The sequence below is a fragment of the Streptomyces cyaneofuscatus genome, from assembly GCF_000718135.1.
GTDB classification, from domain to species: domain Bacteria; phylum Actinomycetota; class Actinomycetes; order Streptomycetales; family Streptomycetaceae; genus Streptomyces; species Streptomyces cyaneofuscatus.
This window is the reverse complement of the sequence record NZ_JOEM01000001.1, coordinates 584,648-606,019: the sequence shown is the minus strand read 5'-3', so window position 1 is coordinate 606,019 and position 21,372 is coordinate 584,648. Positions and strand designations below refer to the sequence as shown.

Sequence of the window (21,372 nt, the reverse complement as noted above, 5' to 3'; positions counted from 1 at the left end):
CGTACGTCCCGCCCCGCCGCTGACGCCGTGCGTTCCGGCCCGCCGGCTCACCCCAGCGGGTGGCCGATCAGCATCGTCGGGGCCCCGGCCACCCGGGTCAGGAACACCGTCGCCGAGTTCGGACCGCTCAGCTTCATCCGGCGGCGCAGCTCCTCCGGTTCGACCGCCGAGCCGCGCTTCTTGACGGTCAGGACGCCCACCTGACGCTCCCGCAGCAGCGCCTTCAGCTTCTTCATGTTGAACGGCAGCTGATCGGTGATCTCGTACCCGGAGACGTACGGCGAGGAGTACGGCACATCGCTCGTGACGTACGCGATCGTCTCGTCCACCAGCCGCCCGCCGCACCGCTCCACGATGTCGGCGACCAGGTGCGCCCGGATCACCGCGCCGTCCGGCTCGTACAGATAGCGCCCGACCGGGCCCACCGGCGGGGCGGGCAACGGGGCCGGGGCGGTGAGGGTGGCCCCGGACGGCAGCAGGGTGGCCCGGAACGCGCCGGGCGCGAAGCCTTCCCCGAACCAGAGCACCGCCTCCTTCACATCGCCGCCGTCCGAGATCCACTCGGCCTCCGCCTCCGGGCCGATCGCCTCGTGCGGGACGCCGGGCGCGATCTTCAGCGCCGCGCGGGGGGCCGTCAGCGCGGCGGCCGTCGCCCAGGACAGCGGCGGTGAGTACGCCTCCGGGTCGAAGATCCTGCCCCGGCCGCCGCGCCGGGCGGGGTCCACGAAGACGGCGTCGTACGGAGAGGTGTCGATCTCCGTGACGTCGGTGCACCGCACCTCGATCAGGTCCGCGAGCCCCAGGGCTTCCGCGTTGGCGCGGGCCACCTCGGCGGTGAGCGGGTCGCGGTCCACGGCGAGTACGGCGATCCCGGCGCGGGCGAGCGCGATGGCGTCGCCGCCGATGCCGCAGCACAGGTCCGCCACGCTGCGCACGCCGAGCGCGGCGAACCGGGCGGCGCGGTGGGTGGCGACCGAGGTGCGGGTGGCCTGCTCGACCCCGTTGGGCGTGAAGTACATCCGGTAGGCGTCCCCGGCCCCGAACTTCGCCACCGCCCGCTGCCGCAGCCGGGCCTGGCCGAGCGCCGCCGACACCAGCTCCGCCGGGTGCGCGCGGCGCAGCCGGGTCGCCGTCGCCAACTCCTGGGCGGGGTCGTGGTCGCGCAGCTCGGCCAGCAGGTGCTCGCCCTCGGGGGTGCGCAGGGCGGCGAAGGCGGCGCGGGCGGGGTCGTCGGCCGGGGAGGCCGAGGGGGTCGATGCGTTCACCCGGTCCATTGTGGCCGGTCGGGGCCGCCCCCTGTCCGCCGGTCGGGCGACGGGCCGGGGGCCCTCGCGGTGTCGGGGCGGGCGGCGGCCGGGTGGCTGGCAGGATGCGGCGCCATGCAGCTAGTACGACAAAAAGGAAAATCACCCATGAAGCGGCACCGGCCGGTCTCCGTCGTGCTGGCGGCCCTCCTGGCCGCCACGGTCACCTCCGCCTGCGCGTCGGAGACGGCCGGCGGTGGCACGGGGGCCCCGGGCGGCCCGGCGAAGCCCGCCGCCGGGCAGCCGAACGAGGCCGCCCCGCAGGCCGGGCCCGCCCGCGCCCTGGACACGTACGCCGAGGCGCTCAAGCGGAAACAGGCCGCACGGGCCGTCGCCGCGAAGAAGTGGGGGCTGGCCAGGACCCCGCTCGCCGCCCCCGAACCGCCGAAGGTGAAGCCGCGCATCACCACCCGTAAGGGGTTCGAGGTCCGGGACGACGAGGGGCTGCCGCCCGTCTTCACCACCGTCCCCACCAAGGAGAAGATCGTCTTCCTCACCATGGACGACGGGGCGGAGAAGGACCCCGCGCTGCTGCGGATGATGACCGAACTGGACATCCCCTACAGCGCCTTCCTGAGCGACTACGTCATCAACGACGACTACGGCTACTTCAGGAAGATGCAGCAGCGCGGGGTGGTCATCAGCAACCACACGCTCAACCACCGCTATCTGCCCGGCCTCTCCTACGCCGAGCAGAAGCGGGAGATCTGCGGCCAGCAGGAGAAGATCCTCAAGCACTACGGGAAGCGGCCCACCCTCTTCCGCCCGCCCTACGGCAACTACAACCGCGACACCCTCGTCGTCGCCAAGACCTGCGGCATCACCGCCGTACCGCTGTGGTCCGCCGAGGCCTTCGCCGACCACATGGAGTGGCGCGAGTGGGACCGGGACCTGCACCCCGGCGACATCGTCCTCACCCACTTCCGGGGCAAGGGCGACTGGAAGGGCACGATGCCCGACATGATCCGCACGGTCATGAAGACCATCACGGACAAGGGGTACGCGGTGGCGAAGCTGGAGGACTACGTCTGACCCCTCCTGTCTGCCCCCGGTACGGCCCCGAATGCGCGCTCAGCCCCCGCTGCGCGCGCATTCGTCGCTGTCGCCCCCGCTGCGGCAGGGCGGGGAGTTCCAGGTGGGGGCGGGGGCCGGGGGTGCGTCGACGTCGGCCCGGGACACGGACGTCAGGGCCGACGTGCACAGGGCCACCGCCACGAGCACCTGGATACCGCCCGCCCAGTACCACCGGCCACGCAGCAGCACGGTGGCGAGGACGACGACCACGAGGGCCAGGGCGCCGAACGCGATGGTGGAGGCCCAGTCGGTCTCCGCTCCGGAGCCGGAGGCCGAGGGCACGCCGCTGTCGACGGGTGCGTGGGACCGTTCCAGGCCGCGCAGCGCCAGCCACAGCACCAGCATGGCGAGGACGGCCGCCTCGGAGATCGTGAGCAGCAGGCCCATGGCGAAATCGGCGCAGCCGCCGGGCCGCTCGTCCAAGGCCCGCTCCGCCGGTCCTCCGGGCAGGTCGCTCTCGGGATGCGTCATCTCCGTACCGTCGTACGGAACGCGAAGCTCCACCCCGGCGTTGTCCGGACGGTGATCCGATGGAGCCCCGACCGAGACGGCGCGCGGGTGGTGAATTGGCACTCCGCTTGACCGAGTGCTAATCGCGGTCATAGTCTCAGGTCTGGCACTCCCCCCTGGAGAGTGCCAGCACCACACTGTGCGACAGGGCAGGTCCGGCACCCGCGACGACGGATCGGTCTGGTCGCCGCCCACTGACTGCTAAACCCCGTGAGATCTCCGAAGGGGGAGACCGGATCGTGTCGACCACCAGCTCCAAGGTTGCGATCAAGCCGCTTGAGGACCGCATTGTGGTCCAGCCGCTCGACGCCGAGCAGACCACGGCTTCCGGCCTGGTCATTCCGGACACCGCGAAGGAGAAGCCCCAGGAGGGCGTCGTCCTCGCCGTGGGCCCGGGCCGCTTCGAGAACGGCGAGCGTCTTCCGCTCGACGTCAAGACCGGCGACGTCGTCCTGTACAGCAAGTACGGCGGCACCGAGGTGAAGTACAACGGCGAGGAGTACCTCGTCCTCTCGGCCCGCGACGTCCTCGCGATCGTCGAGAAGTAATTCACCCACGTTTGCCTGTGTTCTGCGCCCCTGGCCCCCTGCGAAATAACTAGCCGGGCGGCGAGGGGCGCAGTTCATTTTGAGAGGGAAGTACAGCCCATGGCGAAGATTCTGAAGTTCGACGAGGACGCCCGTCGCGCCCTTGAGCGCGGCGTCAACAAGCTTGCCGACACGGTCAAGGTGACGATCGGCCCCAAGGGCCGCAACGTCGTCATCGACAAGAAGTTCGGCGCACCCACCATCACCAACGACGGCGTCACCATCGCGCGCGAGGTCGAGCTCGACGACCCGTACGAGAACCTCGGTGCCCAGCTCGTCAAGGAGGTGGCGACCAAGACCAACGACGTAGCGGGTGACGGCACCACCACCGCGACCGTCCTGGCCCAGGCGCTCGTCCGCGAGGGTCTGCGCAACGTCGCCGCGGGCGCCTCCCCGGCCGCCCTGAAGAAGGGCATCGACGCCGCCGTCAAGGCCGTGTCCGAGGAGCTCCTCGCGACCGCGCGCCCGATCGACGACAAGTCCGACATCGCCGCCGTGGCCGCGCTCTCCGCGCAGGACACCCAGGTCGGCGAGCTCATCGCGGACGCGATGGACAAGGTCGGCAAGGACGGTGTCATCACCGTCGAGGAGTCCAACACCTTCGGTCTGGACCTGGAGTTCACCGAGGGCATGGCCTTCGACAAGGGCTACCTGTCCCCGTACATGGTGACCGACCAGGAGCGTATGGAGGCCGTCCTCGACGACCCGTACATCCTGATCCACCAGGGCAAGATCGGCTCCATCCAGGAGCTGCTCCCGCTGCTGGAGAAGGTCATCCAGTCCGGTGGCTCCAAGCCGCTCCTGATCATCGCCGAGGACGTCGAGGGCGAGGCGCTCTCCACCCTCGTCGTCAACAAGATCCGCGGCACCTTCAACGCCGTCGCGGTGAAGGCCCCGGGCTTCGGCGACCGCCGCAAGGCCATGCTCGGCGACATCGCCACCCTCACCGGTGCGACCGTCATCGCCGAGGAGGTCGGCCTCAAGCTCGACCAGGCCGGTCTGGACGTGCTGGGTACCGCCCGCCGCGTCACCGTCTCCAAGGACGACACGACCATCGTCGACGGCGGGGGCAACTCCGACGACGTCAAGGGCCGCGTCAACCAGATCAAGGCCGAGATCGAGTCCACGGACTCCGACTGGGACCGCGAGAAGCTCCAGGAGCGCCTCGCGAAGCTGGCCGGCGGCGTGTGCGTCATCCGCGTCGGTGCCGCCACCGAGGTGGAGCTCAAGGAGAAGAAGCACCGCCTCGAGGACGCCATCTCCGCCACCCGCGCCGCGGTCGAGGAGGGCATCGTCTCCGGCGGTGGCTCCGCTCTCGTCCACGCCGTGAAGGTCCTGGAGGGCAACCTCGGCAAGACCGGCGACGAGGCCACCGGTGTCGCGGTCGTCCGCCGCGCCGCCGTCGAGCCGCTGCGCTGGATCGCCGAGAACGCCGGCCTGGAGGGTTACGTCATCACCTCCAAGGTCTCCGAGCTCGACAAGGGCCAGGGCTTCAACGCCGCCACCGGCGAGTACGGCGACCTGGTCAAGGCCGGCGTCATCGACCCGGTCAAGGTCACCCGCTCCGCCCTGGAGAACGCCGCGTCCATCGCGTCGCTGCTGCTCACGACCGAGACCCTGGTCGTCGAGAAGCCGGCCGAGGAAGAGGCCGACGCCGGTCACGGCGGCCACGGCCACTCGCACTAGTACCTGCTTCTCTCGGTACGCCTTTCGGTACGCCTGAGGCCCGGTACCCCCGTCGCGGGGGCACCGGGCCTCGGTGCGTCCGCGGGCTACTGGGGCCCGTACTTGCGTCCCGTACGCGAGGTGACCCCGCCGAGCAGACCGCGCGGGGTCACCTTCACCAGCCCCATCAGCGCCTTGTAGCGCGGGTCCGGGATCGACACCGACTTCCCCCGGGCCAGGTCCGCCAGGGCCGAGGCCACCAGCTTGTCCGCGTCCAGCCACATCCAGCCGGGGATGTTGCCGGTGCCCATCCCGGCCCGCTCGTGGAACTCCGTACGGACGAAGCCCGGGCACAGCGCCATCAGCCGCACCCCCGACCCGGCCAGGTCCTTCGCCGCGCCCTGGGTGAACTGCACGACCCACGCCTTGGACGCCCCGTACGTACCGCGCGGTACGAACGCCGCGACCGACGCCACGTTGATCACCCCGCCCCGGCCGCGCTCCTTCATGCCCGCGGTGGCGGCCGAGGTCAGCCGCAGCACCGCCTCGCAGTGCACCTTCAGCATCGTCAGCTCGTCGGCCATGGGCACTTCCAGGTAGCGCCCCTTGTTGCCGAACCCGGCGTTGTTGACCAGCAGATCGACCGGGTGCGTGCGGTCCGCGAGCCGCTTCCCGACCGCCTCGATCCCGGCGTCCGTGGACAGGTCCGCCCGCAGCACCTCGGCCTCGATGCCGTGCCGGTCGTGCAGTTCGGTGGCCTGCTCGTGCAGCCGGGCGGTGTCCCGGGCCACCAGCACCAGGTTGTGCCCCTGGCCCGCGAGCCGCCGCGCGAAGGCCGCCCCGATACCTGCCGTCGCGCCCGTAATCAGTGCAGTCGTCATAGGCGGCACGTTAGTGCCCCGCGGGCCCGGGGAGTTCACCGCCCGCCGCCCCGTCACCGCCGCTCCGACGAGGCGGCGGGCGGTCAGGGCTTGGCGGCAGGGGCGAAGGACAGCATGCGGGCCTGGCGGTCGGTGTCGAGGCCGCTCACCCCCGACGACGTGACGACGACCCGGCCGTCCACATAGGCCAGCCGCCCGCCGCCCATCCTGGTCTCGGCCGCCGCGGCCGCCGCCGGGTGCTTCAGCAGCACCTTCTCCGTGCCCGCACCGCCCGGGCCCATGACGAAGGTCCGGCCGGGCCCGTCCGGCGACGCCGACTCGTAGACCAGCGCGGCCTTGCCCTTCTCCGCGCGCAGGGGATGCAGCGTACGGAGCGGGTCGTCGGACTTGATGCCCCAGACGAACTTCCCGGTGGCCAGGTCGTACACGCCGACCCTGTCGGTACCGCCCAGGACGACGTGGTCCGGGCCGGCCGCCGTGCCCCGGCAGGGCTGGATCTCACCGCCGGACCCGCTTCCGGCGCAGTGCTCGAACCCCTTCTCCCGCGGGTCGATGGTGGTGCGGAGCTTCCCCTTCGGGCCGAGGGCGACGACCCGCCAGTCGGACGTGGTGTCCTCGGCGTTCACGGTGGTGAAGACGACCGGGTCGACCGAGATCAGGCTGCCGAACTGCCGGCCGCGGGAGGTCCGGTGGCGCCACAGGACCTTGCCGGTGCGCGGGTCGATCTCGCGGAGCTGGCTGTAGTTCTTGCTCCGGTCCATGGAGATCGCGCAGTCGGAGCTCACCAGCAGCCGGGACCCGCCCGCCACGTCGTCCGGGTAGCACTTCCCCGGGTTCTCCCACGGGATGTCGTAGAGCTCGGTCCCGTCGGCGACCCGGTAGGCGGTGGCCTTCATGCTCCGGGCGATCGCGAACGTACCGCCGCTGATCGCGCTGTACACGATGAACGAGTTGTCCCCGGAGCCGGTCTCGGGGAGCTGCTTGTGCCAGCCCTGCTTGCCGGTCCTCAGGTCGATCATCTGCAACTGGTTGCACCGGTTCCCCCGCTCGTCGTCCGGCCGCTCCTGGCGGACGATCACGACCTTGCCGTCGGGGGCGGGGTTGGCCGGGGTCTCGCAGACGGCGGTGGGCAGCGGCACGCTCCAGAGTTCGGCACCGTCGGAGAGCCGATAGGCCGCGACCTTACGGTGCAGCGCCTGGACGACGGCGCCGTCGACGGTCCACAGGTCGTGGGCCCGGTGGTTCCCCTGGGGCAGATCCGTCCTGTCGTCGACGATCCACGCCGTCGCGTCCCCCGGCTTCCGCGCGGCGTCGATCTCCGCCGTCGTCGGGATCTTCTGCGGCTGCGGAGTGCGGGCCGCGGGGGCACCGGGCGGGGGCGCCGACGAGGCAGGGGCGGAAGAGGCCGGGCCGGGCGACTCCTTCGCCACCGGCCCGGCGGACCGGCCCCACGTCCCGTCGGTGACGGCGTACACCCCGCCCGCCGCGGCGACGAGCAGGAGCACGACGGCGACGGCGAGGACCGGCGCCCCGCCGAACCGCCGACGGCGCGGCGGCGGTGGCGGTCCGGGCGGCGGCGGCCCGGAGCCTTCCTGCGCGTACGGGTTGCCGGGCACGGGCTGCTGCGGCGGGCCCGGTGTGTACCAGGGCTGGGGCCGGTCGGTCACGAATCTTCCCCCTGAGACGTGCTGTGCTTGAGACGTGCTGCGACTGAGACGTGCCGCGTCCGGGACGTGCTGTGCCTGAGACGTGCCGCGTCCGACATGTGCCGCATCGCTCCGCCGACGGCCCGGCCGAGCGCGGTCACCAGTGGGGGACGCGCCCCACCTCGGCGCAGTTCCCCTCAACGGGGCGCCGCCGTACGGCCGATGGCCCCCGCCACGCGGCCCGGGCGGCGACCTCAGCCCTGGGCCGCCACGTACTCCCGCGCCTTGCGCAGCGCCTCGGGGTGCAGGGCCGACGCGGCGGCCAGCAGGGACGGCAGCAGGGTTCGCTCGGTCGTGACGGCCCGGAACTGCAGTGCCGCGGTGATCTCGTGGTCCGGGCGGTGCACGATCTCGACGGGGTCCCCGGCCCGGATCGTGCCCGGCTCGATCACCCGCAGATACGCGCCGGTCACCGCCTCCTGGGTGAACCGCCGCACCCACTTCTCCTCCTTGACGTGGTCGGCGAACGTCCGGCACGGGATACGTCCGGAGGTCACCTCCAGCAGCAATTCGGCCCCCACCCGCCAGCGCTCACCGATCAGCGCGCCGCTCACATCGACCCCGACGGTGGTCAGGTTCTCGCCGAACGAGCCGTTCGCCAGCTCCCGGCCGCCCAGCTGCCGCTCCCAGGCGTCCAGCTCCTCCCGCGCGAAGGCGTACACGGCCTGGTCGCTGCCGCCGTGGTGGCGCAGATCGCAGACCGCGTCCCCGACGAGCCCGCTGCCGCCCGTCCCCTTGGGCCCGGGGTCCGAGACCCGCACGCTCCCCTCGAACGGCCGCTTGTCGATCCCGCTGAGACCGCCGGGGCCACCGGCGGAGGGGAGAGGGGTGGGGCGGCCGACATTCACGCTCAGCAATCTCATACGGTCACGCTAATGGCTCAACCCTCAAAGGGTCACGCCATTAATTCGCCTCTCACCCAAGAAGCTCTTATGGTGGGGGGCGTGATCGAAGCACGCCACCTCCGCGTCCTCCGCGCCGTCGCCACCACCGGCTCGTTCTCCGCCGCCGCCCGCGAACTCGGCTGCACCCAGCCCGCGGTGAGCCAGCAGATGAAGGCCCTGGAGTCCTCCGCAGGCACCACCCTGCTGATCCGCACCGGCCGCGAGATGCGCCTCACCCAGGCGGGCGAGGCGCTGGTACGGCACGCCTCCGGCATCCTCGCGGGGCTGACCGCGGCGGAGGAGGAGGTCGCCGCCATCGCCGGACTGCGGGCCGGCCGGGTCCGGCTCGTCTCCTTCCCCAGCGGCAGCTCCACCCTGGTCCCCGGCGCGCTGGCGGCCCTGCGGGCCGAGCATCCGGGGACCAGGGTCTCGCTGGTCGAGGCCGAACCGCCGCGCTCGGTCGACCTGTTGCGCGACGGCGACTGCGACATCGCGCTGGCCTTCCGGTACGGCACGACCGGCGGCGAATGGGACGACCTGGTGGTCCGGCCGCTGCTCACCGACCGGCTGATCGGCCTGGTCCCGGACGGGCACCGGCTGGCGGACGCGGAGAGCGTCTCCATCGGTGAGCTGGCGGACGAGTCGTGGATCGCGGGCTGCCCGCGCTGCCGCCGCCAGTTGGTGGAGGTCTGCGAGGCGTCCGGCTTCACGCCCCGGATCGACTTCGCCACCGACGACTACCCGGCGGTGATGGGCCTGGTGGGGGCCGGGCTCGGGGTGGCGGTGCTGCCCGAGCTGGCGGTGGAGTCGGTACGCCCCAAGGGGGCCCGGACCGTGGCGGTGGAGCCCGCGATCGAGCGGGAGATCGTGGCGCTCACGCTGCCGGACCTGGCCCGGGTCCCGGCGGTCGCGGCCACCCTGGACCAGCTGTCCCTGGCGGCCGCGCGCTGAGGGGCGTGCTGTCGGGGGACCTGCTGAGGGGTGGAACTGAGGAAACGTTTCTGCGTTCGACTGGAGCGGTCGGGTGTCAGGTCGGGCGGGAGCCCGTCGTGGCCGTGGTGACGCCTGAGGGCGCCGCGGTGATCAGTCTGGTTCTGGCCCGGCCCATGAGCTCTTCGCGCTCGTCCTCGGTCAGGCCGCCCCACACTCCGTAGGGCTCCCGTACGGCCAGGGCGTGGGCCGCGCACTCGGCGCGTACCGGGCACCGCATGCACACCTCCTTCGCGGAGGTCTCACGAGCGCTGCGGGCGGCGCCGCGCTCACCTTCGGGATGGAAGAACAGGGAACTGTCGACGCCTCGGCAGGCGGCGAGCAGCTGCCAGTCCCACAGGTCTGCGTTGGGTCCGGGAAGGCGGGAGAAATCTGCCATTGCTTGTCCCCTCGAAGCCGTGCTGCGTCGGAAGCGGCATCCTGGACCGCCGGTGAACCGGCGATCCGTGATCGGCGATCGTCTCTTCGGTGACCTGAGTCTCGACCGTACATCTGCGGTGCTAGTAGATGTAAATATGACTGTTTGCGAATCTAGCCACAGACACCCTTAAAAGGGAAGAAATCTCGCCAAATAGGGCAAGCCGGAGAGTGAAGATTCGGTTGACGGGTGAATCACCCGCGTCGCTCTCCTCCGTACACGGGCCCTCACGTAGAGTGCCGAACCCGAAGGTCCGACCCGTAACTCTTTCGAGTGACCATCGTTAAGAGGGCGGATGCGGTTGACGGAGAACGAGCTCGGGCACATGTCCGAAGGGGTCAACCGCACAGGTGACGACTTGTATCAGCCTGGAGGCTCAAGGTGACGCGCATCAGCTGCGGAGGACGGTCATGACATCCGTGCTCGTCTGCGACGATTCCCCGCTTGCCCGAGAAGCGCTCCGTCGCGCGGTGGCCACCGTGCCCGGTGTCGAGCGCGTGACCACGGCGGCCAACGGCGAGGAAGTCCTCCGCCGCTGGGGGGCCGACCGTTCGGATCTGATTCTGATGGACGTACGCATGCCCGGTCTGGGGGGTGTGGAGACGGTCCGGCGGCTGCTCTCCGCCGACCCCGGCGCCCGGATCATCATGCTGACCGTCGCCGAGGACCTGGACGGGGTCGCGCTCGCGGTCGCCGCCGGTGCCCGCGGCTATCTGCACAAGGACGCATCGCGCGCCGAGCTGCGGGCCACCGTCACCCAGGCGCTGGCCGACCCGACGTGGCGGCTGGCCCCGCGCCGGCTGCGGTCCGCCGAGATGGGGGCGGCCCCCACGCTCACCGCGCGCGAGATCCAGGTGCTCGAAGGCATGAGCCACGGCCGTTCCAACGCGGAGATCGGCCGTGAGCTGTTCCTCTCCGAGGACACGGTCAAGACCCACGCCAGGCGGCTGTTCAAGAAGCTCGGGGCCTCGGACCGTGCCCATGCGGTCGCCCTGGGATTCCGCTGGGGGCTGGTCCGCTGACGCCCGGCCCGGACCGCCCCCGTCCGCAGTCCGGCGGACGGGGTGACGGGACGGGTCACCAGCGGTACGACCCCGGATCCGGGCGCCCGCCGGCGGCGCCGTGTGACGCTTCCCGGCCGATGACGCATCCTTGAGTCGTGGAGTTCCTCAGGAACAGTAGGAACGATTCGGTCGAGCGGAAGGGGAGGGCGCAGGACATGACATCCGGCGCACCCGCTCATAACGCTTCGGTGCACAACTCGGGACGCGATGGAGCGGACCGTACGGCATCAGGGCACCATGGTCCGATGCGCGACGACGAGACCACGGCGATCGGTGCCCTCGTGCACCGGGCCGTCGACGGCGACGCGCAGGCCACCCACGATCTGCTGGCCCACGTCCACCCCCTCGCCCTGCGCTACTGCCGCTCCCGGCTGAACCGGCTGCCCGGTGACGCTCGCCACTTCGTGGAGGACCTCGCGCAGGAGGTCTGCGTCGCCGTCCTGATGGCGCTGCCGCGCTACAAGGACACCGGCAGGCCCTTCGAGGCCTTCGTCTTCGCCATCGCCGGCCACAAGGTCGCCGACCTCCAGCGCGCCGCGATGCGCCACCCCGGGTCGACCGCCGTGCCCTCCGACGAGATGCCCGAGCGGCCCGACGACTCCCTCGGCCCGGAGGAGCGCGCCCTGCTCAGCAGCGACGCCGCCTGGGCCAAGAAGCTCCTCGCCAACCTCCCGGAGAGCCAGCGCGAGCTGCTGGTCCTGCGGGTCGCGGTCGGGCTGACCGCCGAGGAGACCGGGCGGATGCTCGGGATGTCCCCGGGCGCGGTCCGGGTCGCCCAGCACCGCGCGCTCAGCCGGCTGCGGGCGCTGGCGGAGCAGTAGGTCACCTCCCGCACGGCGGCCCGTAGGAAGCTACAGAACGCCCAACTGATCTTGATCGTGGAATGAGACACCCGTAGAGCCCGTTAGCATGGACATCCGCACCGATCAAGACCATTTGGGGAAGGTGTCATGACTGCAAACGTCGACGGAGTGCCTGAGAAGTTCGCGACGCTCGGGCTGACATACGACGACGTGCTGCTGCTGCCGGGCGCGTCAGAGGTCCTGCCCAACGCGGTCGACACCTCGTCCCTCATCTCGCGGAACGTACGGGTGAACATCCCCCTGCTGTCGGCCGCCATGGACAAGGTGACCGAGTCCCGGATGGCCATCGCGATGGCCCGTCAGGGCGGCGTCGGCGTGCTGCACCGCAACCTCTCGATCGAGGACCAGGTCAACCAGGTCGACCTGGTCAAGCGGTCCGAGTCCGGGATGGTCACTGACCCGATCACCGTGCACCCCGACGCCACCCTCGGCGAGGCGGACGCGCTCTGTGCCAAGTTCCGCATCAGCGGCGTGCCGGTCACCGACGCCGCGGGCAAGCTGCTCGGCATCGTGACCAACCGCGACATGGCCTTCGAGTCGGACCGCTCGCGCCAGGTGCGCGAGGTCATGACGCCGATGCCGCTCGTCACCGGCAAGGTCGGCATCTCCGGCGTGGAGGCCATGGAGCTGCTGCGCCGCCACAAGATCGAGAAGCTGCCGCTGGTCGACGACGCAGGGATCCTCAAGGGCCTCATCACGGTCAAGGACTTCAAGAAGGCCGAGCAGTACCCGAACGCCGCCAAGGACGCCGAAGGCCGTCTGCTGGTCGGCGCGGCCGTCGGTGCCAGCCCCGAGGCGCTGGACCGCGCCCAGGCGCTCGCCTCCGCCGGGGTCGACTTCCTGATCGTCGACACCTCGCACGGCCACAACAGCAACGCCCTCGACTGGATGGCGAAGATCAAGTCGAGCGTCGGTATCGACGTCATCGGCGGTAACGTCGCCACCCGCGACGGCGCCCAGGCGCTCATCGACGCCGGTGTCGACGGCGTGAAGGTCGGCGTCGGACCCGGCTCCATCTGTACGACCCGCGTGGTCGCCGGTATCGGCGTCCCGCAGGTCACCGCGATCTACGAGGCCGCGCTCGCCGCCCGCGCCGCGGGCGTCCCGGTCATCGGCGACGGCGGCCTCCAGTACAGCGGCGACATCGGTAAGGCGCTCGCCGCCGGCGCCGACAGCGTGATGCTGGGCAGCCTGCTCGCCGGGTGCGAGGAGTCCCCGGGTGAGCTGATGTTCATCAACGGCAAGCAGTTCAAGTCGTACCGCGGCATGGGCTCGCTGGGCGCCATGCAGTCCCGCGGCCAGGGCCGGTCCTACTCCAAGGACCGCTACTTCCAGGCCGAGGTCTCCTCGGACGACAAGCTCGTCCCCGAGGGCATCGAGGGCCAGGTGCCCTACCGGGGCCCGCTGGCCAACGTCCTCCACCAGCTCGTCGGGGGCCTGCGCCAGACCATGGGCTACGTCGGCGCGGAGTCCGTCGACCAGATGGAGAGCAAGGGCCGCTTCGTCCGGATCACCTCGGCGGGCCTCAAGGAGAGCCACCCGCACGACATCCAGATGACGGTGGAAGCACCGAACTACAGCCGGAAGTAACACAGCGGCGCGTGGCTGAGGGGCGGACCGGAGTTCCCGGTACCGCCCCTCAGACACGTGTCGGGGATACTGGTCAGCGCAGACGTAGAGGGAAAGGCCACACATCGTGACTGAGATCGAGATCGGGCGCGGCAAGCGCGGCCGCCGGGCTTACGCATTCGACGACATCGCTGTCGTACCGAGCCGCCGCACCCGGGACCCGAAGGAGGTCTCGATCGCCTGGCAGATCGACGCCTACCGCTTCGAGCTGCCGTTCCTGGCGGCCCCCATGGACTCCGTGGTCTCCCCGCAGCACGCCATCCGCATCGGTGAGCTCGGCGGGCTGGGCGTCCTCAACCTGGAAGGGCTGTGGACCCGGCACGCCGACCCGCAGCCGCTGCTGGACGAGATCGCCGAGATGCCGGTCGAGACCGCGACCCGCCGGCTCCAGGAGATCTACTCCGCCCCCATCCAGGAAGAGCTGATCGGGCAGCGCATCAAGGAGGTGCGCGACTCCGGTGTCGTCACCGCCGCCGCGCTCTCCCCGCAGCGCACCGCCCAGTTCTCCAAGGCCGTCGTCGACGCCGGGGTGGACATCTTCGTCATCCGCGGTACGACGGTCTCCGCCGAGCACGTCTCGGGCGCGGCCGAGCCGCTCAACCTGAAGCAGTTCATCTACGAGCTGGACGTCCCGGTCATCGTCGGCGGCTGCGCCACGTACACCGCCGCCCTGCACCTGATGCGCACCGGCGCGGCCGGTGTCCTCGTCGGCTTCGGCGGCGGCGCCGCGCACACCACGCGCAACGTCTTCGGCATCCAGGTCCCGATGGCCACCGCCGTCGCGGACGTGGCCGGGGCCCGCCGCGACTACATGGACGAGTCCGGCGGCCGGTACGTGCACGTCATCGCGGACGGCGGCGTCGGCTGGTCGGGCGACCTGCCGAAGGCCATCGCCTGCGGTGCGGACGCCGTGATGATGGGCTCCCCGCTGGCCCGCGCGACGGACGCGCCGGGCCGTGGCCGCCACTGGGGCATGGAGGCCGTCCACGAGGACGTGCCGCGCGGCAAGCTGGTCGACCTCGGCCCGGTCGGGACGACCGAGGAGGTCCTCACCGGCCCCTCGCACACCCCGGACGGCTCGATGAACATCTTCGGCGCCCTGCGCCGCGCGATGGCCACCACCGGCTACAGCGACCTCAAGGAGTTCCAGCGCGTCGAGGTGACGGTGGCGGACTCGCAGCACCGCCGCTGACCCGCCCGCCCGTACGTGCGACGGGGAAGGGCCCGGACCGTTTCGACGGTCCGGGCCCTTCCCGTGTTCGTACGAGGTGTCGGTCGAGGTGTCAGTTCGCCTTCTTGGCGCCGCCGATCGCGGCGATCGCGCCGAGGGCGATGAAGAGGTAGCGCATGAAGTCGGCGTCTTCCTTCCAGACCCGGGTCACGGTGTCGAAGTGGTCGAGGAACACCTCGGAGAACGAGACCTGGGCGGCGTCCGCCATCACCATCGCGTAGCCGATGAGCTGGCCGAAGTAGACGGCGCCGACCGAGAAGACGGCCGCCGCGGCGATGGTCACCGGGTTGGCGCCGCCGAGCTTGGCCGCCGCGAAGCCGACCAGGAAGCCGACGCCGACCGCCGCGTAACCGAACTCGCGCTCGATCGACCCCAGGAGTACGCCGTACAGGACGGACGCGACGACCGCCGCGCCGAAGGCGACCAGCACACCGATGGCGAGGCCGTTGCGCACCGGGGAAGCCGGGGGAGCCGGGGCGAAGGGGGCGCCGCCGCCGAACGGGGCGGGCTGACCCTGCGGGTTCCCGAAGGGGTTCCCGGTGGAGGCGGGGGGCTGGTCGCCGTAGGGGTTGCCGGTGGGTGCCGGGGGCTGGTCGCCGTACGGGTTGCCTGTCGGGGCGGCGGGGGCGGAGGCGCCCGGTCCGGCCGCGTACGGATTGCCGTCTGCGGGCTGGCCGCCGTACGGCTGCTGGGGCTGGTTCGGCGGCTGCACGGGCTGGCTCACGGTGGCTCTCCCCTGGGGCGAAATGCGCAGCTGCGGTTCTTGACGCGAACACGTGTGCGCTCTGTGACGCCGCACGGTAGCAGTACGCACCCAAATTGGTCACTAGCTATCCGGTGGCCGATATGCACCCGTGTTGATGGCCGGTTACGCGCCGTCAGAGCCGGTGCGCCGCCCCCGCCGGAGTCGCGCCCCGGGTGTCCAGGAGGAGCTGGGCCTTCACTGCGAGCCCCTGGAGGTCGTACGTGCGGTGCTGCTGGAGCAGTACGGTCAGGTCGGCCGCCGCTGCCGCCTCGTACAGCGAGTCGGCGCGCGGGACGGGGAGTTCGCGCACCCGCCAGTCCAGGACGTGCGGGTCGTGGTAGCCGATCTGGGCGCCCATGTCCATCAGCCGGGTGGCGATCTCGCGGGCGGGCGCGGCCTCCTGGTCGGCGCTGTCCGGCTTGTAGGTGACGCCGAGCAGCAGGACGCGGGCGCCCCGGACGGACTTGCCGTGCTCGTTCAGCAGGGTGGCGCAGCGCTGGATGACGTAGCTGGGCATCCGGTCGTTGATCTCCTGCGCCAGCGAGACCATCCGCAGCGGGTGGCCGGGCGTGCGGCTGCTGTACGGGAGGCAGCCCGGGTCCACCGGGACGCCGTGGCCGCCGACGCCGGGGCCGGGGCGGAAGGGCTGGAAGCCGAAGGGCTTGGTCTCGGCGCACCGGATGACGTCCCACAGGTCCACGCCCAGGTCGTGGCAGGCCACCGCCATCTCGTTGACCAGCGCGATGTTGACGTGCCGGAAGTTGGTCTCCAGCACCTTCGTCATCTCGGCCTCGCGCGGCCCCCGGGCCCGTACGACCTTGTCGGTGAGGCGTCCGTAGAAGGCGGCGGCCGACTCGGTGCAGGCGGAGGTGAGGCCGCCGATGACCTTGGGGGTGGAGGCGTAGGTGTGGGTGCGGTTGCCGGGGTCGAGGCGGCTGGGGGAGCAGGCGAGGTGGAAGTCGCGTCCGGCGGTGAGCCCGGAGCCCTCTTCGAGCAGGGGGCGCAGGAAGTTCTCGGTGGTGCCGGGCGGGACGGCGGACTCCAGCACCACGGTGGTGTGCGGGCGCAGCCGGGCGGCCAGGGCGCGGGCGGCGTCGCCGAGGGCGGTGAGGTCGACCGTGCGGTCGGGGCCGAGGGGGGTGGGGGAGCAGATCACGGCGGTACGGACCCGGCCCAGTTCGGCGGCGCTGGTGGTGGGGCGGAAGCCGCCGGAGAGCATGCGGCGGATCTCGGACGCGGTGAGGGAGCCCTCGACGGGGGTGCGGCCCGCGCGCAGCTCGGCGCAGGGGCGTGGGTCGGTGTCGTAGCCGACGGTGTCGATCCCGGCGGCCACAGCGGCCTGCACGAGGGGGAGGCCGAGGTGGCCGAGTCCGATGACGGCGAGGTCTGCGGGCATGTCGAAGGCCGCCTTCCCTAAGGCCGGAGAGCTGAAAGCGCAACTGCTGTGGACAGTGCAATGTCAGACTAGGCGTAAATATGACCTATATGTCGCATTGCGTGACGCCTGTCGTCCGGGTGTTGTCCACAGGCGGTGGCTGAAGTCGGGGAGCGCGGACAGAATCGAGGGGTGGACACGGGCGGCCGGCCCCTCGGCCGGGTGGCACTCCCGTGTCCGACCACCCCGATCCACCGGGAGGCAGCAGTGAGGACAGCGACACTGGGACCCGCCGAGCGCACCGCCGCGCTCGCCGCCATGGCCGAGCGCGAACTGGACGTGCTGGTCGTGGGGGCGGGCGTCGTCGGCGCGGGCACGGCGCTGGACGCCGCCACCAGAGGACTCTCGACCGGCCTGGTCGAGGCGCGCGACTGGGCGTCCGGCACATCCAGCAGGTCGAGCAAGCTGATCCACGGCGGGCTGCGCTATCTGGAGATGCTGGACTTCGCCCTGGTGCGCGAGGCGCTGAAGGAGCGCGGGCTGCTGCTGGAGCGGCTCGCACCGCACCTGGTGAAGCCGGTGCCCTTCCTCTACCCGTTGCAGCACAAGGGGTGGGAGCGGTTCTACGCGGGCTCCGGCGTCGCGCTCTACGACGCGATGTCGGTCTCCTCGGGACACGGCCGGGGCCTCCCCGTCCACCGCCACCTCACCCGCAAGCACGCCCTGCGCGTCGCCCCCGCGCTGAAGAAGGACGCCCTGGTCGGCGCGTTGCAGTATTACGACGCCCAGATGGACGACGCCCGCTTCGTCACCGAGCTCGTCCGCACCGCCGCCTCCTACGGCGCCCAGGTCGCCAACCGCGCCCGGGTCATCGGCTTCCTCCGCGAGGGCGAGCGGGTGGTCGGCGCGCTCGTGCAGGACGTCGAGGGTGGCAAGGAGTACGAGGTCCGGGCCAAGCAGGTCGTCAACGCGACCGGCGTGTGGACCGACGACACCCAGGGGCTCATCAACGAGCGCGGACAGTTCCACGTCCGGGCCTCCAAGGGCATCCACCTCGTCGTCCCCAAGGACCGCATCCACTCCTCCACCGGCCTCATCCTCCGTACCGAGAAGTCCGTCCTCTTCGTGATCCCCTGGGGCCGGCACTGGATCATCGGCACCACGGACACCGACTGGGACCTGGACAAGGCCCACCCGGCCGCCTCCAGCGCCGATATCGACTACCTGCTCGAACACGTGAACTCCGTCCTCAACACCCCGCTGACCAGGGACGACGTCCAAGGTGTCTACGCCGGGCTGCGCCCGCTGCTGGCCGGTGAGTCGGACGCCACCAGCAAGCTGTCGCGCGAGCACACCGTCGCCCACCCCGCCCCCGGCCTCGTCGTCGTGGCGGGCGGCAAGTACACGACGTACCGGGTCATGGCCAAGGACGCGGTGGACGAGGCGGTGCACGGACTCGACCAGCGGGTCGCCGCCTGCGTCACCGAGGACACCCCGCTGCTCGGCGCCGAGGGATACAAGGCCCTGTGGAACGCGCGGGCCCGGATCGCCGACCGGACCGGCCTCCATGTCGTCCGGGTGGAGCATCTGCTCAACCGGTACGGCTCAATGACGGAAGAAATTCTGGAACTGATCCTGGCCGACCCCACCCTGGGTGAACCGCTGCCCGCCGCCGACGACTATCTCCGCGCCGAGATCGTCTACGCGGCCTCCCACGAGGGCGCCCGGCACCTGGACGACGTCCTGACCCGGCGCACCCGGATCTCCATCGAGACCTTCGACCGGGGCACCCTCAGCGCCCGCCTCTGCGCGGAGCTGATGGCTCCGGTGCTGGGCTGGGACGAAGGCCAGATCGACCGGGAGGTCGAGCACTACGAGAAGCGGGTGGAGGCCGAGCGCGAGTCGCAGCGGCAGCCCGACGACCTCACCGCGGACGCGGCCCGGCTCGGCGCGCCGGACATCGTGCCGATCTAGGGGTGCTCGGCCGATCAGGCCGGATCAGGGAGCGCGTCCAGGCCGCGTTCACCCGGGCGGCCACCGCCCTTCACGTCCGGGCCAGTTGAGGGGGAGGAGCCCGGTCCCGCGGCGGTGGCCGCCCGGTCGGCGCTGGACGGGGAGGCCCGGTTGGTAGGAGGCTGTGGGATATTCCCTCTCCGGCTCGTATCGCGGCGGACCCCGGACCCGGCACCAGGACCGGTCCCGGGGTGAGGGACAATGAACGCTCTGCCAGGGCGGGTTGATCGCAGAGGGGACGCATGTCGGAGGCGGAGCAGGCGCGGGAGCCCCAAGGGGACAAGAACGGTCGTCTCCTCGCGGGGCGCTACCGGCTCGGGGGAGTGCTCGGCCGGGGCGGCATGGGTACGGTCTGGCGCGCCGACGACGAGACCCTCGGCCGCACGGTGGCGGTGAAGGAACTGCGGTTCCCGGGCGCCATCGACGAGGACGAGAAGCGCCGGCTGATCACGCGCACGCTGCGTGAGGCCAAGGCGATCGCACGGATCCGCAACAACGGCGCGGTGACCGTCTACGACGTGGTCGACGAGGACGACCGCCCGTGGATCGTGATGGAGTTGATCGAGGGCAAGTCGCTCGCCGAAGCGATCCGCGAGGACGGCACCCTGACGCCGAGGCGGGCCGCCGAGGTCGGGCTTGCCATCCTCGACGTGCTGCGCTCGGCGCACCGCGAGGGCATCCTGCACCGCGACGTGAAGCCGTCCAACGTGCTGATCGCCGAGGACGGCCGGGTCGTGCTCACCGACTTCGGCATCGCCCAGGTGGAGGGCGACCCCTCGGTCACCTCCACCGGCATGCTCGTCGGCGCCCCCTCGTACATCTCGCCGGAGCGCGCCCGCGGCCACAAGCCCGGACCGCCCGCCGACCTGTGGTCGCTCGGCGGACTGCTGTACGCGAGCGTCGAGGGCTGCCCGCCGTACGACAAGGGCTCCGCCATCGCCACCCTGACGGCCGTGATGACCGAGCCGCTCGACCCGCCGAAGAACGCGGGCCCGCTGACCGAGGTCATCTACGGGCTCCTCGCCCGCGACCCCGACCAGCGGCTCGACGACCGCGGGGCCCGGGCGCTGCTCAACAAGGTGATCAACGCTCCTGAGGTTCCGCCCGCCGACTCCACGCAGGTCATGGCCTTGCCGGTGGTCCCGGCCGACGCCGAACCGGGCGCGGGCCGGCTCACGAAGGCGGCGAAGACCGCCAAGCCGCCGAAGCAGCCCACCGGTGGGTCGAGCGAGTCCGGCTCCGGTGAGGGCGCGCGCGACCGGCTGCGCGGAGCGCTGCGTTCCGTACGCGGCGCGAAGGCGGCGTCCGGTATCGCGGCGGGCGCGGTCGGTGCGGCGGCGGCCTCGGCGTCCCCGGCCTCCGCCGCTCAAGCCCCTGCTTCCCAGGCCTCTCAGGCCTCCGCATCTCAGGCCGCCACCGGCTCGCCGGTCGCTCCGCCCAAGCCCGCCACGCCTCCCGGCACCCCGGGCGGCAAGGCCGCGAAGGCCTCCGGCCCGGCGGTCACCACCGCTCTGGCCACCAGCTCCGGGTCGTCGGCGACGCCGGCGGGTTCCGGGGCCGCGTCCGGCGCGGCCGTACCCCCGCAGCGCCCCCCGACCTCACCGGCCACCACCGCCCGCGCCTCGATCACCGACGTCGTGCCGCGCCGCACGCTCGCGATCATCGCGGGCGTCGTGGTGCTGGCGATCCTCGGCACCGTCCTCGCGCTCACCCTGGGCGACGGCGACGACAAGGCCAACGCCGGTAACGGCAAGGGCGACACCACCGCCTCCGCCGGAGCCGCGGCGGGCGGGTCCGACGGCGAGGGCGACAGCAAGGGCGGGGATTCCGAGGGCGGCCAGAAGGAGGGGCAGGGCACCGAGGACGGCAAGGTGCCCGACGACCCGTCCGGCGATCCGGCGGGGGACGACCCGAAGACGGACGACCCCGGTGCGGACGACCCGGAGACCGGCGACCCGGCCGACGGAGGCCTGCCCGCCGGGTACAAGAAGGTCGCCGACGACCGCTTCCACTTCACCATGGGGATGCCGGACACCTTCCGGCGGACGGCCATAGCGGGCTCCAACTCCGGCGGCATCTACAACGCCGAGCGCGGCGCCTTCCCCCGGGTCCAGGTCGACTTCAACGGCTCGCCCAAGGACGACGCGGCCGCCGCCTGGAGCGGGGCCGTCGCCGGCACCAGGCTCCTCAGCGACAACTACAAGCACATCAGCATAAAAAAGGTCGAGTACAACGGGTATCCGACCGTCGCCGACTGGACGTTCGAGCGCAGCCACAACGGCGTCCGGGTCCGGGTGCTCAACCGCGGCTTCAAGGTCGACGCCCGGCGCGGCTACTCGATCATGATCAGCTGCAAGGTCGACGAGTGGGACGGCGACGCGTGCCGCACGCTGCGCGAGACGGCGTACGCCACCTTCACGCCCACGAAGTGAG

Annotated in this window: 18 protein-coding genes; 10 read left to right on the top strand and 8 right to left on the bottom strand. The window is 71.6% G+C overall.

Translation table 11 applies throughout. The features are described from left to right. Nucleotides 1-47: 47 nt before the first annotated feature. Nucleotides 48-1,274, bottom strand: a complete 1,227-nt coding sequence (locus IF17_RS0102835; protein WP_030561800.1) for a THUMP-like domain-containing protein — start codon at nucleotides 1,272-1,274, stop codon at nucleotides 48-50. Between the two features lie 138 nt (nucleotides 1,275-1,412). On the opposite strand from IF17_RS0102835, the gene IF17_RS0102830 reads away from it, so the two are divergent. Next, the gene (locus IF17_RS0102830; protein WP_030561798.1) at nucleotides 1,413-2,336 is read left to right on the top strand and encodes a polysaccharide deacetylase family protein; all 924 of its coding nucleotides are present in this window, start codon (nucleotides 1,413-1,415) and stop codon (nucleotides 2,334-2,336) included. Nucleotides 2,337-2,375: 39 nt separating this feature from the next. Here IF17_RS0102830 and IF17_RS0102825 read toward each other — a convergent pair whose 3' ends face one another. Next, nucleotides 2,376-2,849 carry a DUF6234 family protein gene (locus IF17_RS0102825; protein WP_030561796.1) on the bottom strand — a complete coding sequence of 158 codons (474 nt, stop codon included), beginning with the start codon at nucleotides 2,847-2,849 and terminating at the stop codon, nucleotides 2,376-2,378. Between the two features lie 278 nt (nucleotides 2,850-3,127). Here IF17_RS0102825 and groES point away from each other — a divergent pair, with 278 nt between their 5' ends. After that, nucleotides 3,128-3,436: a co-chaperone GroES gene (gene groES, locus IF17_RS0102820; RefSeq protein WP_003966899.1), complete on the top strand. Its 309-nt coding sequence runs from the start codon at nucleotides 3,128-3,130 to the stop codon at nucleotides 3,434-3,436. 99 nt (nucleotides 3,437-3,535) lie between these two features. After that, a complete protein-coding gene (groL, locus tag IF17_RS0102815) occupies nucleotides 3,536-5,161 on the top strand; it encodes a chaperonin GroEL (RefSeq protein WP_030561794.1) in 1,626 nt (541 codons plus the stop codon). An 86-nt stretch (nucleotides 5,162-5,247) separates the two neighbouring features. Here the strand turns inward: groL and IF17_RS0102810 are convergent, their stop codons facing one another. The 3 genes from IF17_RS0102810 to IF17_RS0102800 form a co-directional block, all read right to left on the bottom strand. Next, nucleotides 5,248-6,021, bottom strand: coding sequence for an SDR family NAD(P)-dependent oxidoreductase (locus tag IF17_RS0102810; RefSeq protein ID WP_030561792.1), 774 nt, complete (start codon nucleotides 6,019-6,021; stop codon nucleotides 5,248-5,250). A gap of 83 nt (nucleotides 6,022-6,104) precedes the next feature. Then, nucleotides 6,105-7,688: an outer membrane protein assembly factor BamB family protein gene (locus tag IF17_RS0102805; RefSeq protein WP_030561789.1), complete on the bottom strand. Its 1,584-nt coding sequence runs from the start codon at nucleotides 7,686-7,688 to the stop codon at nucleotides 6,105-6,107. 233 nt (nucleotides 7,689-7,921) lie between these two features. Further along, nucleotides 7,922-8,590, bottom strand: coding sequence for an MOSC domain-containing protein (locus tag IF17_RS0102800; RefSeq protein ID WP_030561787.1), 669 nt, complete (start codon nucleotides 8,588-8,590; stop codon nucleotides 7,922-7,924). 81 nt (nucleotides 8,591-8,671) lie between these two features. On the opposite strand from IF17_RS0102800, the gene IF17_RS0102795 reads away from it, so the two are divergent. Continuing rightward, nucleotides 8,672-9,562 carry a LysR family transcriptional regulator gene (locus IF17_RS0102795; protein ID WP_030561785.1) on the top strand — a complete coding sequence of 297 codons (891 nt, stop codon included), beginning with the start codon at nucleotides 8,672-8,674 and terminating at the stop codon, nucleotides 9,560-9,562. A gap of 76 nt (nucleotides 9,563-9,638) precedes the next feature. Here IF17_RS0102795 and IF17_RS0102790 read toward each other — a convergent pair whose 3' ends face one another. Continuing rightward, nucleotides 9,639-9,980, bottom strand: a complete 342-nt coding sequence (locus IF17_RS0102790) for a WhiB family transcriptional regulator (RefSeq protein ID WP_015610796.1) — start codon at nucleotides 9,978-9,980, stop codon at nucleotides 9,639-9,641. 449 nt (nucleotides 9,981-10,429) lie between these two features. On the opposite strand from IF17_RS0102790, the gene IF17_RS0102785 reads away from it, so the two are divergent. The 4 genes from IF17_RS0102785 (at nucleotide 10,430) to IF17_RS0102770 (ending at nucleotide 14,767) form a co-directional block, all read left to right on the top strand. Next, complete coding sequence (locus IF17_RS0102785; RefSeq protein WP_003948568.1) at nucleotides 10,430-11,041, top strand: response regulator transcription factor; 612 nt, start codon at nucleotides 10,430-10,432, stop codon at nucleotides 11,039-11,041. 287 nt (nucleotides 11,042-11,328) lie between these two features. Next, nucleotides 11,329-11,904, top strand: a complete 576-nt coding sequence (locus tag IF17_RS0102780) for a sigma-70 family RNA polymerase sigma factor (protein WP_030561783.1) — start codon at nucleotides 11,329-11,331, stop codon at nucleotides 11,902-11,904. A gap of 129 nt (nucleotides 11,905-12,033) precedes the next feature. Then, a complete protein-coding gene (gene guaB / locus IF17_RS0102775) occupies nucleotides 12,034-13,536 on the top strand; it encodes an IMP dehydrogenase (RefSeq protein WP_030561780.1) in 1,503 nt (500 codons plus the stop codon). Between the two features lie 106 nt (nucleotides 13,537-13,642). Beyond that, nucleotides 13,643-14,767 carry a GuaB3 family IMP dehydrogenase-related protein gene (locus IF17_RS0102770; protein WP_019763850.1) on the top strand — a complete coding sequence of 375 codons (1,125 nt, stop codon included), beginning with the start codon at nucleotides 13,643-13,645 and terminating at the stop codon, nucleotides 14,765-14,767. Nucleotides 14,768-14,858: 91 nt separating this feature from the next. Here the strand turns inward: IF17_RS0102770 and IF17_RS0102765 are convergent, their stop codons facing one another. Together IF17_RS0102765 and IF17_RS0102760 are read right to left on the bottom strand one after the other, a co-directional pair. Beyond that, on the bottom strand, nucleotides 14,859-15,530 hold the full coding sequence (locus IF17_RS0102765; RefSeq protein ID WP_237667171.1) for a hypothetical protein: 672 nt from the start codon (nucleotides 15,528-15,530) through the stop codon (nucleotides 14,859-14,861). Between the two features lie 154 nt (nucleotides 15,531-15,684). Continuing rightward, on the bottom strand, nucleotides 15,685-16,947 hold the full coding sequence (locus IF17_RS0102760) for a nucleotide sugar dehydrogenase (protein WP_030561775.1): 1,263 nt from the start codon (nucleotides 16,945-16,947) through the stop codon (nucleotides 15,685-15,687). A 246-nt stretch (nucleotides 16,948-17,193) separates the two neighbouring features. Between IF17_RS0102760 and IF17_RS0102755 the strand changes: the two genes are divergently transcribed. Next, nucleotides 17,194-18,900 carry a glycerol-3-phosphate dehydrogenase/oxidase gene (locus IF17_RS0102755; protein WP_030561773.1) on the top strand — a complete coding sequence of 569 codons (1,707 nt, stop codon included), beginning with the start codon at nucleotides 17,194-17,196 and terminating at the stop codon, nucleotides 18,898-18,900. 281 nt (nucleotides 18,901-19,181) lie between these two features. Then, nucleotides 19,182-21,371: a serine/threonine-protein kinase gene (locus tag IF17_RS0102750; protein WP_030561771.1), complete on the top strand. Its 2,190-nt coding sequence runs from the start codon at nucleotides 19,182-19,184 to the stop codon at nucleotides 21,369-21,371. Nucleotide 21,372: the final 1 nt, after the last annotated feature.

Bases quoted from the DNA above. Each gene is read 5' to 3' on its own strand.
- IF17_RS0102835 (WP_030561800.1), bottom strand. From the start codon at position 1,274: ATGGACCGGGTGAACGCATCGACCCCCTCGGCCTCCCCGGCCGACGAC.
- IF17_RS0102830 (WP_030561798.1), top strand. From the start codon at position 1,413: ATGAAGCGGCACCGGCCGGTCTCCGTCGTGCTGGCGGCCCTCCTGGCC.
- IF17_RS0102825 (WP_030561796.1), bottom strand. From the start codon at position 2,849: ATGACGCATCCCGAGAGCGACCTGCCCGGAGGACCGGCGGAGCGGGCC.
- groL (WP_030561794.1), top strand. From the start codon at position 3,536: ATGGCGAAGATTCTGAAGTTCGACGAGGACGCCCGTCGCGCCCTTGAG.
- IF17_RS0102810 (WP_030561792.1), bottom strand. From the start codon at position 6,021: ATGACGACTGCACTGATTACGGGCGCGACGGCAGGTATCGGGGCGGCC.
- IF17_RS0102800 (WP_030561787.1), bottom strand. From the start codon at position 8,590: ATGAGATTGCTGAGCGTGAATGTCGGCCGCCCCACCCCTCTCCCCTCC.
- IF17_RS0102790 (WP_015610796.1), bottom strand. From the start codon at position 9,980: ATGGCAGATTTCTCCCGCCTTCCCGGACCCAACGCAGACCTGTGGGAC.
- IF17_RS0102785 (WP_003948568.1), top strand. From the start codon at position 10,430: ATGACATCCGTGCTCGTCTGCGACGATTCCCCGCTTGCCCGAGAAGCG.
- IF17_RS0102780 (WP_030561783.1), top strand. From the start codon at position 11,329: ATGCGCGACGACGAGACCACGGCGATCGGTGCCCTCGTGCACCGGGCC.
- guaB (WP_030561780.1), top strand. From the start codon at position 12,034: ATGACTGCAAACGTCGACGGAGTGCCTGAGAAGTTCGCGACGCTCGGG.
- IF17_RS0102760 (WP_030561775.1), bottom strand. From the start codon at position 16,947: ATGCCCGCAGACCTCGCCGTCATCGGACTCGGCCACCTCGGCCTCCCC.
- IF17_RS0102750 (WP_030561771.1), top strand. From the start codon at position 19,182: ATGTCGGAGGCGGAGCAGGCGCGGGAGCCCCAAGGGGACAAGAACGGT.